This window comes from Sulfurimonas gotlandica GD1, from assembly GCF_000242915.1.
Taxonomy (GTDB): domain Bacteria; phylum Campylobacterota; class Campylobacteria; order Campylobacterales; family Sulfurimonadaceae; genus Sulfurimonas; species Sulfurimonas gotlandica.
In genome coordinates, this window is the sequence record NZ_AFRZ01000001.1 from 145,060 (window position 1) to 159,849 (window position 14,790).

16 protein-coding genes are annotated in these 14,790 nt (G+C 33.3%); all 16 read right to left on the reverse strand.

What is annotated here, in order from left to right; all coding sequences use genetic code 11:
• Positions 1-204: 204 nt before the first annotated feature.
• Positions 205-669, reverse strand: a complete 465-nt coding sequence (locus SMGD1_RS00725) for an OsmC family protein (protein ID WP_008338517.1) — start codon at positions 667-669, stop codon at positions 205-207.
• Positions 670-674: 5 nt separating this feature from the next.
• Positions 675-2,054 (reverse strand): argininosuccinate lyase, encoded by a 1,380-nt coding sequence (gene argH / locus SMGD1_RS00730; RefSeq protein WP_008338581.1) that lies wholly within the window; start codon positions 2,052-2,054, stop codon positions 675-677.
• A 63-nt stretch (positions 2,055-2,117) separates the two neighbouring features.
• Positions 2,118-2,453 carry a c-type cytochrome gene (locus SMGD1_RS00735; protein WP_008338276.1) on the reverse strand — a complete coding sequence of 112 codons (336 nt, stop codon included), beginning with the start codon at positions 2,451-2,453 and terminating at the stop codon, positions 2,118-2,120.
• Between the two features lie 96 nt (positions 2,454-2,549).
• Entirely contained in the window at positions 2,550-4,364 is a 1,815-nt protein-coding gene (locus tag SMGD1_RS00740; protein WP_008338444.1) for a menaquinone biosynthesis decarboxylase, read from the reverse strand.
• Between the two features lie 29 nt (positions 4,365-4,393).
• Positions 4,394-5,353: a hydroxymethylbilane synthase gene (gene hemC, locus SMGD1_RS00745; protein ID WP_008338632.1), complete on the reverse strand. Its 960-nt coding sequence runs from the start codon at positions 5,351-5,353 to the stop codon at positions 4,394-4,396.
• Between the two features lie 3 nt (positions 5,354-5,356).
• A complete protein-coding gene (locus SMGD1_RS00750; protein WP_008338481.1) occupies positions 5,357-6,193 on the reverse strand; it encodes a DsbA family protein in 837 nt (278 codons plus the stop codon).
• Complete coding sequence (locus SMGD1_RS00755) at positions 6,147-6,587, reverse strand: FxsA family protein (RefSeq protein WP_008340351.1); 441 nt, start codon at positions 6,585-6,587, stop codon at positions 6,147-6,149. Before SMGD1_RS00755 ends, SMGD1_RS00750 begins: the two co-directional genes overlap by 47 nt.
• Position 6,588: 1 nt before the next feature.
• Complete coding sequence (proS, locus tag SMGD1_RS00760) at positions 6,589-7,893, reverse strand: proline--tRNA ligase (RefSeq protein ID WP_008338360.1); 1,305 nt, start codon at positions 7,891-7,893, stop codon at positions 6,589-6,591.
• Complete coding sequence (gene hemA, locus SMGD1_RS00765; protein ID WP_008338206.1) at positions 7,890-9,200, reverse strand: glutamyl-tRNA reductase; 1,311 nt, start codon at positions 9,198-9,200, stop codon at positions 7,890-7,892. Before hemA ends, proS begins: the two co-directional genes overlap by 4 nt.
• A complete protein-coding gene (locus SMGD1_RS00770; RefSeq protein ID WP_008338370.1) occupies positions 9,200-10,087 on the reverse strand; it encodes a polyprenyl synthetase family protein in 888 nt (295 codons plus the stop codon). Before SMGD1_RS00770 ends, hemA begins: the two co-directional genes overlap by 1 nt.
• 9 nt (positions 10,088-10,096) lie before the next feature.
• Complete coding sequence (locus SMGD1_RS00775) at positions 10,097-10,513, reverse strand: hypothetical protein (RefSeq protein WP_008338441.1); 417 nt, start codon at positions 10,511-10,513, stop codon at positions 10,097-10,099.
• 5 nt (positions 10,514-10,518) lie between these two features.
• Positions 10,519-10,809, reverse strand: a complete 291-nt coding sequence (locus SMGD1_RS00780; protein ID WP_008338450.1) for a DUF2018 family protein — start codon at positions 10,807-10,809, stop codon at positions 10,519-10,521.
• 190 nt (positions 10,810-10,999) lie between these two features.
• Positions 11,000-11,851 (reverse strand): acetylglutamate kinase, encoded by an 852-nt coding sequence (argB, locus tag SMGD1_RS00785; RefSeq protein ID WP_008338324.1) that lies wholly within the window; start codon positions 11,849-11,851, stop codon positions 11,000-11,002.
• Entirely contained in the window at positions 11,835-12,758 is a 924-nt protein-coding gene (locus SMGD1_RS00790) for a tetraacyldisaccharide 4'-kinase (RefSeq protein WP_008338489.1), read from the reverse strand. Before SMGD1_RS00790 ends, argB begins: the two co-directional genes overlap by 17 nt.
• A 5-nt stretch (positions 12,759-12,763) precedes the next feature.
• Entirely contained in the window at positions 12,764-13,885 is a 1,122-nt protein-coding gene (locus SMGD1_RS00795) for a DegT/DnrJ/EryC1/StrS family aminotransferase (RefSeq protein WP_008338270.1), read from the reverse strand.
• Positions 13,886-13,894: 9 nt separating this feature from the next.
• Positions 13,895-14,701 carry an NAD+ synthase gene (locus SMGD1_RS00800; protein ID WP_008338677.1) on the reverse strand — a complete coding sequence of 269 codons (807 nt, stop codon included), beginning with the start codon at positions 14,699-14,701 and terminating at the stop codon, positions 13,895-13,897.
• Between the last annotated feature and the right edge of the window lie 89 nt (positions 14,702-14,790).

Consider the following 14,790-nt stretch of genomic DNA (forward strand, 5'->3'; position numbering starts at 1 on the left):
AAATCCTTTCATAATCGTAGATTAGTTTAAAACAGACAGCTTGTATAGAAATATTATATCATATAAAATATTTAAAATATTTTTTAACAGTGATTAGAAATAAACGGATTATTTTTTGTATCAATTTGTAAAAATTAAAATATATAAAAAAAAGTAATAAAAAAGTCTTCCCAAGAGAACTTGGGAATAAAGAAGTTTAGCAGTTTAAGATGGGCAGCTTTCTATTGCACCCATATCTATGTTTGAGCCACCACCAGAAATCATCTGTTCATTTTCACGGATAAGTTTACCATTATGTGTGATTGAATAAGAGATAGCTGTAGTATCACGTATAGTGTTTATAGTTGAACAATAAGTCTCTAACGATGCCATAACCCAGCGAGCTGCCATAGTATCATCACCATCTGAGTTAAAACTATATGTCAGGTGCAGAGTATTGAACTTGCATGGATGAGCTTCATTTCTTACAACTTCACCATCTACAACTAAATCTGTAACAGTTTTATCCTGATTCTTTGGAATCAAAACTATATCTGTAGCACTACATGTAATGATACCTGCTAAGAAATACTCAATTGGAGAGATAACAGGACAATCAATTAAAAAACTACTTTTAGAAGTTTTAGCTTCAAACTTCATACCGTCTTGATGTGAAACACTTACTTTCATAATAATTAACCTTCTAAAAAAGTTTTAAATTGTTCTAACTGCTCTTTAGTTCTAACAGTTGCTGTACCACCGGCAGAAGTTCTTGCATTCATAGAATTTTTAAGAACTAAGAACTCAAGTACATCTTCGCTTATTCTTGAATCGATATCGTTAAGGTATTTAAATTCTATATCGCTTAAATCAATTTTCAATTCTTCACTTTTTGCTACAGCTTTTCCTGTAATAAAGTGAGCTTCACGAAAAGGAATATCGCATTTTTCAACTAAATAGTCAGCTAAATCAGTAGCGGCTAAATGCCCAACTGCACATGCAGATTCCATATTATGAGCTTTTACTTCCATAGTCTTTATAGCTTCTTTTAAAATCTCTAAAGATATTTGAGCAGTTTGTACTGAATCAAAAACACCCTCTTTATCTTCTTGAGTGTCTTTGTTGTATGCTAAAGGAAGTCCTTTCATTACAGTCAAAAGTCCCATTAGTGATCCATAAACGCGACCAGTTTTTCCGCGGAGAAGTTCTGGAACATCTGGATTTTTCTTTTGTGGCATAATCGATGAACCTGTTGAGTATTCATCACTAAGTTCAATAAAACCAAACTCATAACTTGACCACATTACAAGTTCTTCACTTAGACGAGAAATATGCATCATCATTGTTGCGATATTAAATAAAATCTCTAAAGCAAAGTCTCTGTCACTAACTGTATCTAAACAGTTAACACTAACACTATCAAAGCCTAAAAGTTGTGCTGTCATATCTCTATCTACGTTGTGTGGAGTACCTGCTAATGCAGCACAACCAAGAGGAGATACATTGTTTCTCTTGTATGAATCTTCAAATCTTGCAATATCACGTTTAAACATTGCAAGATAAGCACCTAGGTGAAAACCAAAGTTAGTAGGTTGAGCATGCTGAAGGTGAGTCATTCCTGGAATAAGAGTCTCAGTATGTTTTTCAGCCACAACTAATATCTCTTTCATTAGTAGTTTAAGAGCACCTACGATATCTAAATTTCTCTTTAAAACCCAACGACGAAAGTCAACTGCCACCTGATCATTTCTACTTCTAGCAGTGTGAAGCTTTTTACCAGCTTCACCGATAATAGCAGTTAAACGCTTTTCAATACCCATGTGCAGATCTTCATCACCGATCTTCCACTCAAACTCACCTGATTCTATTTCGCTCAATACTTGATTTAAACCATCAGTTATTTGACGAAGTTCTTCTGTAGTTAAAATCTCTTGTTTTGTAAGCATTGCAGCGTGAGCAAGTGAACCTTCAATATCTTCTTTGTATAACTTTCTGTCATACATAATTGAAGCGTTAAACTCATCCAATAAATTTGAGGCACTCGCAGAAAAACGACCTGACCACATTTTATCCATAATATCTCCGATATAAAAAAGTTTGGTATTTTATCTAAAGTTGTTTAAAGAGGAGTTTACAGATTAGTCACACGCAGGTACATTTCCGCTATCTTTAGCATATTCTACTAAAAACTGTTTAAGATCTTTTGACTCTTTGTTATATTTTTTGCTATTAAAGTATTTCCATGATTTTTCAGCTTTGTCACTTTTAAGATGAATATCGGCTAGAGGTTCACCCTTCTTCTTCATTAGATTTTTCCAATCTCTAATTTTTTTCTTTGAAATAAATGCTTGCCCAGCCTGATGACAATCAACACATTTTTTCACAAAAATCTTTTGACCTTTGTACACAGCGGCGCTTAAAGGAGAAAAAGAAAAAATAGAAATTGTAATAAATAGTAAAAAGATTTTATTCATTAATGGAACCTCAAAATAGTTATTTCTCATATTACATTAGAAAATATTATATTAACCTTATAAATAATAAAAATCACAATTTTGTAATGAAATCAGCTATAATTGAAACTCTTTATAGAGCTTCTCATCTAAGTCCCACAAGCCTTTTGCTTTTAATTCTTCTACCACATTTGGAGTACAATCGACATCATCAGGCCATTCGCGAGTAAAACCGTCTAGAGCAGTTTTATTTGTGCCGTCAACTCCAACCATTAATCCTGAAATAAACACATCTCTAAGTGCATCCATATTATTCGTAACACGCCAAATTAGCATATATGGATTTAATATATCATTTTTCTTTTCATCCACAAAAATAACGATTCTGATATTTGTACTTAAATCAACAAGTGCATCAAAATAATCTTTTGCTGATTTAGTTTTATTTACACTAATAACTGTTACTGGGTTTTTTGTACGTCTCATATATTGATGTACACCTGTTGCATCTGGTATTACTTCTTGAATTCTGTGAAGCAGTTCTTCATCGCCTAAAAGTTGTGGTGGTTCTACTTTATGAGCAGCAGTAGCATCAATACCAAGTTTTCCACCAACAAGCGTTTCTGGGGATGAGTGGTCAAGAGCATCTAGAATACCTTCTGATATAAAAAGAGATTTTGGAGTGAATCTATCTAATATATATGAAGTCAAAGCTTCATAATTACCAAGCTTTGGAGAGTTCTCATCTAAAAAGATTGCATGCTTTACAAAACTCATCTGTCCTGCACCCCAAAAAGCATGCATAAATTGTTTTGCATGCCCCTTGTAGTGTGGTTGCATCTTAGCTAATATAAGGTTATGAAAACCTGCATTTTCAGGCATATGATAATCAATTAAATCAGGAACAGTTGTCTTTAACAAAGGAAAGAAAATCTTACCAGTTGCCCAACCCATGTACTTATCTTCTAAAGGTGGCTTTCCAACAACAGTCGCTAAAAATGTCGGATTTTTTCTAGTAGTTATTGCACTAACTTGCATCACTGGATATGGTTCTTCTAAAGTGTAGTAACCAGTATGATCACCAAAAGGTCCTTCTATTCTCATATCTTGCGTGTCAACCCAGCCTTCAATCACATAATCAACATCTGCTGGAATATATAGAGGAGTGGTTAAAGACTTTACTAACTTAGCTGGTTCTTTTTTTATAAGTCCATACATTAAAAGTTCATTTACTCCGTATGGAAGAGGAGCAGTAGCACACCAAGTATAAAGTGGATCACCACCTATAGCAACAGAAACAGGCATCTTCTTACCAGCTTTTTGATATTGATCGAAAAAGTGAGACGAGTCTTTATGAATCTGCCAGTGCATTCCTAAATGATCTTTGTCATAAACTTGAAGTCTATACATCCCAAGGTTAACCAACTCGCCATCTAAGCTTTGAGTATAAACCTGACCCATTGTAATAAAAGGGCCACCATCTTGTTCCCAAGTTGTTAAAACCGGTAGTTTTGACAAGTCTATATCTTCATTTAGATATACAACTTCTTGACAAGCGCCCTTGCCTTTTAAACGTTTTGGAAAAATATTTTTAAGTGAAAAAAGCTCTTTAGCCATAGAAATTTTATTTAAAAAACCTTCAGGTGGTTTCATATGCAGTAAATTTGTAATCTCATCAGCTACTGACTCTATTGTACGGCCAAACAAAAGTTCACATCGTTTATATGAACCAAAAACATTCATAAACACAGGTTCACTGAATTTTTTGCCGCTTTTTTTATCAACTACATTCGTAAAAAGGATAGCCTTACCGCCATCTTTTTTCTTTACCTCTGCGTAAGCTAAGTGAGGAATTTCTAAATATATATCTAGTTCATCATCAATAACTCTTAATTCATTATTTTTTTTTAAAAGTTCTATTGTTTTTTTCATAATATTTCTTTGATTTTATTTAGATTATTTTATAATCTTTGTGGCATTTCATCTTTAAATGCGATTTTTTCTGCATCTTTTAATAATTCTAAAGCACCATTATCTATCATTTTTTTAGCTAGTTCTGAACCTAAATTGTCACTATCTTCAACATTTATAACTACTTTTTCTTGCATTATATTTGTGCCATCAGGAAAGCCCAACATAACCCTAAAAGTAATTATATTATCATCAATTACAGCATTACAGGCAACCGGAGCAGAACAGCCAGCTCCTATTTTAGAGATAAAATCTCTCTCTATTTGTGTACAGATAAATGTATTTAAATCTTTTAAACTTTCAGCTATCTCTCTTACTTTAGCATTACCACAGACTATCTCTATTCCAAGAGCAGCCTGCCCCATTGGAGGTATCATCATATCCAGTGATAATTTTTGAGTAAATGGAACATCTTTAAGTAAATCTAATCTATGAAGACCAATCCAAGCTAAGATAATTGCATCATATTGACCCTCAGAAAGTTTTCTAAGTCTAGTGTTTACATTACCTCTTAAATCTTTTACTTTAAGATCTGGACGTTGCTGTAGAAGTTGCATTCTTCTTCTTAAACTAGTTGTTCCAACTACTGCTCCTTGAGGTAAATCTTCAAGAGTTGCATGTTTGTGTGATAGAAAAACATCACTCTGATCTTGACGCTGTGTAACAGCTACCAGTTCTAAACCTTCTGGAATGTATGTAGGAACATCTTTTAAACTATGAACTGCAATATCAGCATTTCCTGCTAGCATCTCATCCTCTAACTCTTTTGTAAAGTGACCTTTTCCACCTATTAATGCCAATGGCTTATCTAAGACTTTATCACCATTACTTACAATTTTATTCAACTCAACAGTTATCTCTGGATAACTTGCTTCCACTCTGGCTTTTATATGATAAGCTTGCCAAAGTGCTAAATCAGATACTCTAGTTGCTATTACTAATTTATTCATACCTTATTCGGCCTTTTCAAATTTTCTTTTTGTTTTATCTAACTTATCATCAAAGAACATAGTCGGAGTTCCATTAACCATAAGAGCATTTGCTATATCTAAATCACTTTTAATATGATTTAAAACTGCTTCTGATTTTAAATCTGCAGGAGTAATGTTTGTTCCCATAACAGAGTTAAATGCAGCTAATATCTTGTTAATATCTTTTTCATCTGATTTAACATTTACAGTATAAAGTTTCAGCACAACATCTTTTTTGCCTTGTATTTCAGCTGCAACTGCTGCTTTAACTAACTCTACAGCTGCAGGATGAAGTGAAGGAAGAGGAAAGTGATAATAGTATACAGCAAACTTCTTTGGATCTTTTTTCATAGTGTTTATTGCCGCAGGAACAAAGTTTCTACAAAATGGGCAAAGTGGATCAGAGAAGATTGCTACCCTATGAGTAGCATCTGCATTTCCATAGATAAGATTCTCTTTTTTATAATATTTCAATTCAAATGACGGAGAAACTGAATCTTTTAAAGAAATGCCTGTTTTAACGTCTATAAGATCAGGAGAAATAGTATCTCCGTTAGAGAACCAAATCATTTTCTGCTTAACGTCACGTGTTCCTTCTTTAGCTTTTACTGTAGCATCTACACCTACTATAAATGCATTCCAACCTTTTACCTGCGCAAGAGGAATTGATTGTTCAACTTTAACACTAAGTTTGATTATATTTGGGTTACCCTCAAATGACTTTTTTAAAAACTTTTCTATATCTTCGTTGGAAGTAGCTGCTTGAGCAAAACTACTTAGAAGTAGAGCTGTCGCTAATAATTTCAACATCAATGACATCTGAATCCTTTTGTATGTTTTTTTCTATATTTTCTTGAGTATTACTCGGATGATAATTACCGGATTGTACATTATAACGGTTAACGAGCATGCTAGTAAAAACACTAAACTGCATCACTACACCAATTATGTCAGTTAAAAAACCTGGAATTATCAGTAATATAGCACCAATGATTGTAAAAAGATTAAGTCTCTGAAACTCTGTTAAATCAATGGCATGGTAAGAGACGGCGGTAATATTATGCAGCAGGGTTGTTCTAAAATTCACTAGTATTGATATACCTATAAAAGCAGTTAAAACAATCTCAAAAAATGTTGCTAAACCACCAATAGCTGATGAGATATTAACAGAGATTAGAACTTCTAAAAAAAGATATATTACAAAGTAAATCATACTAGATTAACTCCATAATATGCTTATAAATATCACCCGTCTTTACTGAAATTTTTTCTTGTGTTTTTCTATCATATACTTGAACAAGTCCATTATCCAACTCTTTACCAATAATTACAGTATATGGAAAGCCGATAAGTTCTGCATCTTTCATCTTGAAGCCAAATCTTTCTTTTCTATCATCAAACATAGCTTCAACATTTTCACCTAGAAGTTTTAAATACAACTCTTCTCCAAGTGTCATTTGTGTTTCATCTTTAATATTTGACACCATAATATTTATCGTATATGGAGCTGTCTCTTTTGTCCAGATACAGCCATTTTCATCATGGTTTTGCTCGATCACAGATGCTACAAGTCTACTAACGCCTATACCGAATGTCGCCATCTCAAAAGGTCTCGGCTTACCATTTTCATCACTAAAGTTTGCTTCAAGTGCGCTAGAGTATTTAGTTCCGAGTTGGAAGATATGTCCAACTTCAATACCCTTTTTGAAACTTAAATTTCCACCACAAGAACATTTTTCACTTATTTCTTTTGTTTGTAACTCTTCATAAGTTTTCTCATTTAAAGCATCAACTTCTTCTTCATTGTCAAATATAGTTTCTATATTTGCACCATAATCACAACTCTCACATACAATGATAGTGTCTTCACCGCTGTCAGCTAAAACATGGAACTCTTTACTTCCTTCTCCACCTATAGCTCCACTGTCAGCTTGAACTACTCTAAAGTCAAGACCAAGTCTTGTAAAGATCTTTTTGTAAGTCTCTTCCATCAAATCGAACTCTCTAATCATATCTTCTGTTGAAGCATGAAAAGAGTAACCATCTTTCATTAAAAATTCACGACCACGTAAAAGTCCATATCTAGGTCTTGCTTCATCACGAAATTTTGTATTAATCTGATATAGATTAAGAGGTAAATCTTTATAACTTGTTACTCTATTTTTAACAAGTTCTACCATAGCTTCTTCATTCGTAGGACTAAGTACAAAATCATTTTGGTGTCTGTCTTGAATACGAAGCATCTCTTTGCCCATTGCATCTGCACGACCACTTCTATCCCATAGGCCGATAGGCGTCACAAAGCTTAATTGTACTTCATTACAGCCAGCCATGTCTAACTCTTCTTTTACAATAGTTCTAATCTTTTCTAATACAATTTTACCTAATGGCAGAAAGTTATAAAGTCCAGCACCTTGTTGGTTTATAAACCCACCTCTTACTAAAAACTGATGTGACGGCAGAGTTGCATCGTTTGGTACTTCTTTAGTTGTTGGTATAAAAGCGCGGCTTCTTCTCATTTACTTCCTTTTTGTGCTATATTTAGGGCATGCTCACATTTGTATTTATCCGGCATCTCTACATTCTTATTGTCATTCTTTATTAAAAATTGTAAAGCTCCGGTTATCATATCTGACTTTGACTCTTCAGATACACTTCTCATCTTTGTAGTCATATCATGCAAGAAGCGTTTCATTACCTGCTCACCCATTTTATGTACTTCTTCTTCATACTCTTTTGGAATATATCCGTTTTTAATAACTCTTTGGCTTTCTATTCTTGCAGCTTCAAAAGCTTTTGCATATATATCTTTTATCATCGGTTCTATATTTAGAGTATCTAACCACTCAAAGAATGCCACCGTGCTTCGTCCAATGATTGTATGAGCTTTTCTAGCCTCATCTTCTCTAAGACCTTTATTTTCATCAACTATAGTCTTTAAGTCATCTATTTGATAAAGGTTTATACGCTCACCTTTGTGATAGACTATATCTCTTGGAATAGCTAAATCAAACCAGTATCTATCAAAATCACATGCTTTAATAATTTCATCAGTGATAATAGGAACTGGTGATGAAGTTGCAGTAAAAAGTATTTCAAACTCATTGATGATATGAGGAAGTTGATCAAAGTCTAAAACTTTTGCACCACATTCCTGAGCCAATGTAAATGCTTTTTCTTTTGTTCTGTTCATAATATAAACATCAGCACCGTTTGAAACCATATGTTTTGCTGTAATCTCAGACATCTCACCAGTTCCGATTATTAGTGCTTTTTTTCCTTCAACACTCTCTAGAACAGACTTTAGTTTAGCAACTGCCACACTAGCAATTGAAACAGGCTTTGAAGATATATCTGTCGCATTTCTAACTTTGGCAGCACACTTAAAAGCATTATGCATAGCACGTGCAAGTTTTTGACCACAATGTCCATTATCATATGAGAATCTAAATGCATCTTTTAGTTGTCCAGCGATCTGTGTTTCACCAATAACCATAGAATCAAGTGAAGATGCAACTGTAAAAAGATGGTGAATAGCACTGCTATCATCAAATATATCAGCACGGCCTTCTAGCTCTTCTATAGGAATTCCTGCACGAGCTGTCAGCTGCTCAAAAATATGCTGAGTAGCTGTAACTATATCACTACAGCTACAAAAAATTTCCATTCTGTTACACGTAGAAATAAGAATAGTCTCGTTTATAGCTTCACTTTCATTTAGTTTTGTTAGACATCCACTAACATGTTCATCATCAGGATATGACAACTTTTCTCTAATTTCCATAGTAGAGTTTTTGTGTGAAAAACTTATATTTAGATAGTGCATTAGTAACTTCTTTTAATCATAGTTTGTAATATATCAATGAGTTCTTGGTCATCTTTAACAGCAAGCATTGCTTCGTTAGATAGTTTTTTTGCAAGCTCAAACGAGCTTTCAACACTTTTATGTTCTTGCATCTTTTGCTTTATCCAGAGAACTTCACTTTCATCTATGTACTTGGCATGTGAGCTTTTTAATCTCTTTTTATCTTGGTCATTTAGTTTTTTGTATAAATATATATAAGGAAGTGTACACTTTCCTTCTACAAAGTCATTCATAGCAGGTTTGCCAAGAGTAGCCGAATCAGCTGTAATATCTAAAATATCATCAATAATCTGAAAAGAAAGACCTAGATTTTTTCCATAAACACCATATTTATCAGCATCTTTACCCACAAGCAGTGCAGAAGCATAAGCAGCTGCTTCAATTAAAGTAGCAGTTTTCAGATAAAGCATATCCAGATATTTTTCTTCGTCTTCATTAAACTCATCTGCCATCTTTACATCTTGCATCTCACCCTTAGATAGTGCAGTAACAGATGAGGCTATAGACTTTGCTATATCTCTGTCAAATTCAACCAACTCAGTAAAAGCTTTTGAGTAGAGGATATCGCCTAACATTACAGCTGTTTTACTGCCATCGGTAGCATTAACAGATGCTACACCTCTTCTTGTGATTGATTCATCAATAACATCATCATGAAGCAGACTTGCTCCATGAATCAACTCAACAATAGCAGCTAAAAGTGGAGCTTTTTCATGCTCAGGAGCGATTTTTAAAATTAATTTTGCTCTAAGTCTTTTACCGCCAGAGAGCATATTAAAGAGACGAGTTACCTCATCATAATCAATTTCTTTTATCAATCTTTCTATTTCACGCTCAACTCTTTGCATTAAACCCTCTTAACCATTATTTAAATGTGTGACACTTACTTCCATATCTTTATCAAACAAAAATAGCTCAAAGACTGCTTCTCTTGTTTCATATTTAAACTCTTTAAATTTAACTAGTATATAAGCCGCATTAAAATGACCACTGCCTCTAGGCCTTAACTCAAGCCTAAAAAAACGATTCTTTTCTCTTAGATATAAGATATTTTGTGCAACTTTCCTATCGTATGAGCGATGGATTACCAATCCCTCATTTTTATATAGTGTCCAACTAAATTTAAAAAGTTTTGTAATGTCGCCGTATTTTACAAGAATTTTCTTTTGTTCATCCTTTTTTAGAGTGATTGTTGTTACATCTCTGTACTCATCCCCTAAAACTACACCATGACTAAGTGCTAAAATGATAAAAACTTGTAAAAACAGCTTCATTTTATCTACTCACTTTTTGAAACTATTTCACCCATCAGCTCAATGCTTAGACTCTTAGTCTTAGTCTCAACCGAATCACGATTTTCTACAATAAACATATCGATTTCTTTACCATAATCTTCACCAAATTTTTCTTCCAGAAAAAGCTCCATTGCGGCTCTTCTTTTCATAAAATTTTCTAAATCATATCTAACGACATCATTATTAGCATTAAAAATTATATCCATTAATTTACTAGTTGGTGAACCTAAAAACACATCATCTTCATCTTCAAATAGCGCACTATATTTTGACATTTATTTATTCCTTAATTTTATTTATAGATTTTGTGATTATACAGTTCATTTATTAATTATTACTTGAGATAGTTCAAGAGAGTAAATAGTTTTAAGAAATACACAGATTTTTTTTAGAAGAATGAGATTGAAGGATTTGTTACTCTTTGGGAAATGAGGTCTAATCCACTCAGTCCCAAAGTAGCTATTATTACTTAATAATTTGAGTACCAACACCTTCTGATGTAAATAGTTCCAAGAGCATTGAATGCTCTATTCTTCCGTCAATAATATGTGCTTTTTGAACACCACCTTCAATCGCTTCTAAACATGCGTCAACTTTTGGTACCATTCCGCCATGAATCGTTCCATCAGCTTTAAGTGCTTCAACTTCGGCTTTTGTAAGAGTTTCTAAAAGCTCTTTATCATTGTTTAAAACACCTGCTGTATCCGTCAAAAATATAATTTTATTTGCACCGATTGCTTTTGCTACGTATGATGCACATAAGTCAGCATTTATATTATATCCTGGATGCCCCATCTCTTCACCGGCAGCAATTGGTGCAATAACAGGGATAAATTTATCATCAATTAATTTTTGGAGTACATCAGCTTTGACATTTGTTATATTTCCAGTAAGTCCCCACTTTGCAAAATCTTTTGGTTTTGCAGTAATAAAATGAGCATCTTTACCGCTTACACCGATAGCTTTAGCTCCATGAGAATTTAGTAAAGAGACTATATCTTTGTTTATTTCTCCGCTTAGGACCATTTCAACTATACGCATAACTTCTTTGCTTGTTACTCTTTGACCATCTATAAATTTAGAATCAATTTTTAAAGCTTCTAACATATCATTAATCTTAGGACCGCCACCATGAACAATAACTGGTCTTATCCCAACTAAATACATCAGTAAGATATCTTCAGCAAACTTCTCTTTTAATTGAGGTGTCTCCTGAGCTGAACCACCATACTTTATAACTATAATTTCTTTAGTGAACTCTTTTATAAACGGTAATGCATCAAGCAGCGTTTTTACTGTTTCAATCTTTTTTTGCACTATTACTTCCTCTATACTTATCTATAATATTAAAAAATTTATCATCAACTATCACCTCTAAATCTAACAACGAAAGTGGAAGATTGAAAGATTCAACTTTAACAAAATCCTTGTATGTGAGTAAAAGTGAATCTGAATTATCTTTTTTTAAAATCTCTTGTAACTCTTCTTTTAAAAATGAGTAATGATCTTCAAAATAATTTTTACTTACAACTTCTGGTAGAAATTCATCAAGTCTAAATGGTCTTGCTATAGCTGTTACTAGTGACATTCTAGCACTTTTATTTTTAAGTTCCACCACTCTCTTGAAATCTTTTGTCTCTTCAAGTACAATCGCTTCTTTAGAAGACCATAGTCTCTCTCTAAAAGCACCTGAAGGCAAACATCTACTGTTCTTAGTTTTTACATCTATGAGCAGGTCAAGCTTCTTGATATCATGCTTAGAATATGCATCATCTAAAAATACTATTTTAGCACCCATCTCTTTAGCTTTTTTAATTCCAGCAGGTCTATCTTCGCTAACTATGACTATGGCTTCTTTAAGTTTATGCGCATAAATCATAGCTTCATCTCCACTAATCTCTACATCACATAAAATATTATCTCTATCTTTAACAACATATAGGCCCTTGCTCTTACGGCCATATCCACGAAGTACTATAGCCGCATCTGCATATCGAGATGCAAGAGCAGTGACAAGAGGTGTTTTTCCACTTCCGCCAACACTTAAATTACCTACACTTACTATGTCTATTTCAAAATCTATTGGAGTTTTATTTTTAAAGCGAATGTACATACCAAAGCAATATATCCAACTTAAAGGAAGGAGTAAAAAAGAGAGAAGTTTTTGAATAAAATTTGGATTATAGAAATACTCTTCAACCCAAAATACTAAACTCTTTTTCAAAGTTATTAAACTCTTGTTTTAGCTATTTGTTTTACTTTTTCACAAATAAACTTAATCTCTTTATCATCCATACTTGCATAAATAGGAAGAGATAAAACTTGCTGATAGCTTTTTAGTGCCATTGGATAGTTATTTATCTTTAGTGAATATTTTGATTTATAGTAAGTTAAAAGATGTAGTGGAATATAATGTAATCCACACTCAACACCAACTTTTTTAAGTTCAAGTGCGAAGGAATCACGATTTTTATCTATCTTTACAATATATAAAGAGAACGGGTGCTCATCATTACTCATATCTGGTATTGTTACATGGTCTATTCCAGCTAAAGCATCACTAAATATTTTTGCAATCTCTTGATGTTTTTGTATGTTTGCATCTTGCTTTACAATTTGCGCTCTAATATAAGCAGCTTCTAGCTCACCCATAGAGTAATCATTGCCAATATCTACAACATCATAGATATATTCAAGTGAATCTTCATCACGCTCTATTGCATGATTACTTAGAAGTTTTGCACGCTCCATGATTTCATCATTATTAGTTACTAGCATACCACCGTTACATACATTCTTTTTTAAATGTGGAGAGAAGTTAAAACAAGTGATGTCTCCACCTGTTGAGCCTATCTTTTTACCCTTATATGTGGCACCTAGTGCTTCAGAAGCATCTTCAACAATCTTCACATCATAAATTTTAGCAATTGCATATAACCTTTCTAAATCAACTGTAACTCCAGCCATGTGAGTAACTATTACTGCTTTTAGTTTTTTAGATTGATTATCTTCTAAATAAGCTTCTAAAAGATCTAAATTAATATTATAAGTTTCAGACTCTATATCAATAAAAACAGGTTCTGCATCAAAGTGACGAACTACCTCTGGCACATTAGGGTAAGCATTTACTGAACAAACTACTTTGTCCCCACGTTTAAGATCAAGTGCAATCATTGCTAGATGAAGTGCTGAAGTGCCATGAGAAGTTGCTAATGCATATTTTGCTCCTATATACGAAGCAAATTCTTCTTCTAACTGTGCTACCTGATTTAAATCTTCTGCGTCTAAAACGTCTGCTACATTACTATGCTCTTCTCTTCCACTTTCATATTTACAAAACGGTATTTTCATACTTTGTCCTTATAAGGTTATATCTCTAGGGTAGTTAAAATCATGGTTTATAGTTCTCGATGTAAGCTTTGCAATAACCGGCATCTTTCGCTTAAAATGGTTACGAAAAATTCTTCCTATTATCATATCCAGCATCTTAGAGTCTATACCTTTTTCAACAATTTCTTCTTTACTTAATCTATCTTCTACATATAATTTCAAAGCTTCATCTAGCTGTGCATATGTATAACCTAAATCATCTTCATCACTCTGTCCATCCCATAAATCGGCTGATGGAGCTTTATCTATAATACTTCTTGTAACACCAAGGTAGTCTGCCAACTCATATACTTCACTCTTATAAAGATCCCCAATCGGGTTAACTGCGCTAGATAGATCTCCATAAAGAGTTCCATATCCCAACATCAATTCACTCTTGTTGCTTGTTCCTAAAACCAAAGCATTTTCTCTTGCTGAGATATCAAACAAAGTTGACATTCTCATACGAGAGGAGAAGTTGCCTTTTCTTAGATTGTCCATATTTGGATTCAACTCCTCATATGCACGCAACATCGGCTCAATAGATGCAGTTATCGCTTTCATAGAAAAATCTCTACAAAGTGCATCTGCATCATCGAGTGAACTCTGTGAAGAGTATTGTGAAGGCATTTTCACACATAATAGATCATCTTTAAAAGTTTTATGAGCTATAACAGCAACAACTGCAGAATCTAATCCGCCACTCAAACCAACAACAACCCTCTTTATTCCAGTTTTTCGAACTTCATCGTCTAAAAACCGTTGTAAATAGTCTGAAATTTGTGCATATTTACCCATATATTTTAGCGAACCTTTAAAAATCTTTAACAAAAAATATTATATCAAAGTTTTGTAACAAATAACTTTTAGAATAATTTAGTTCTAAT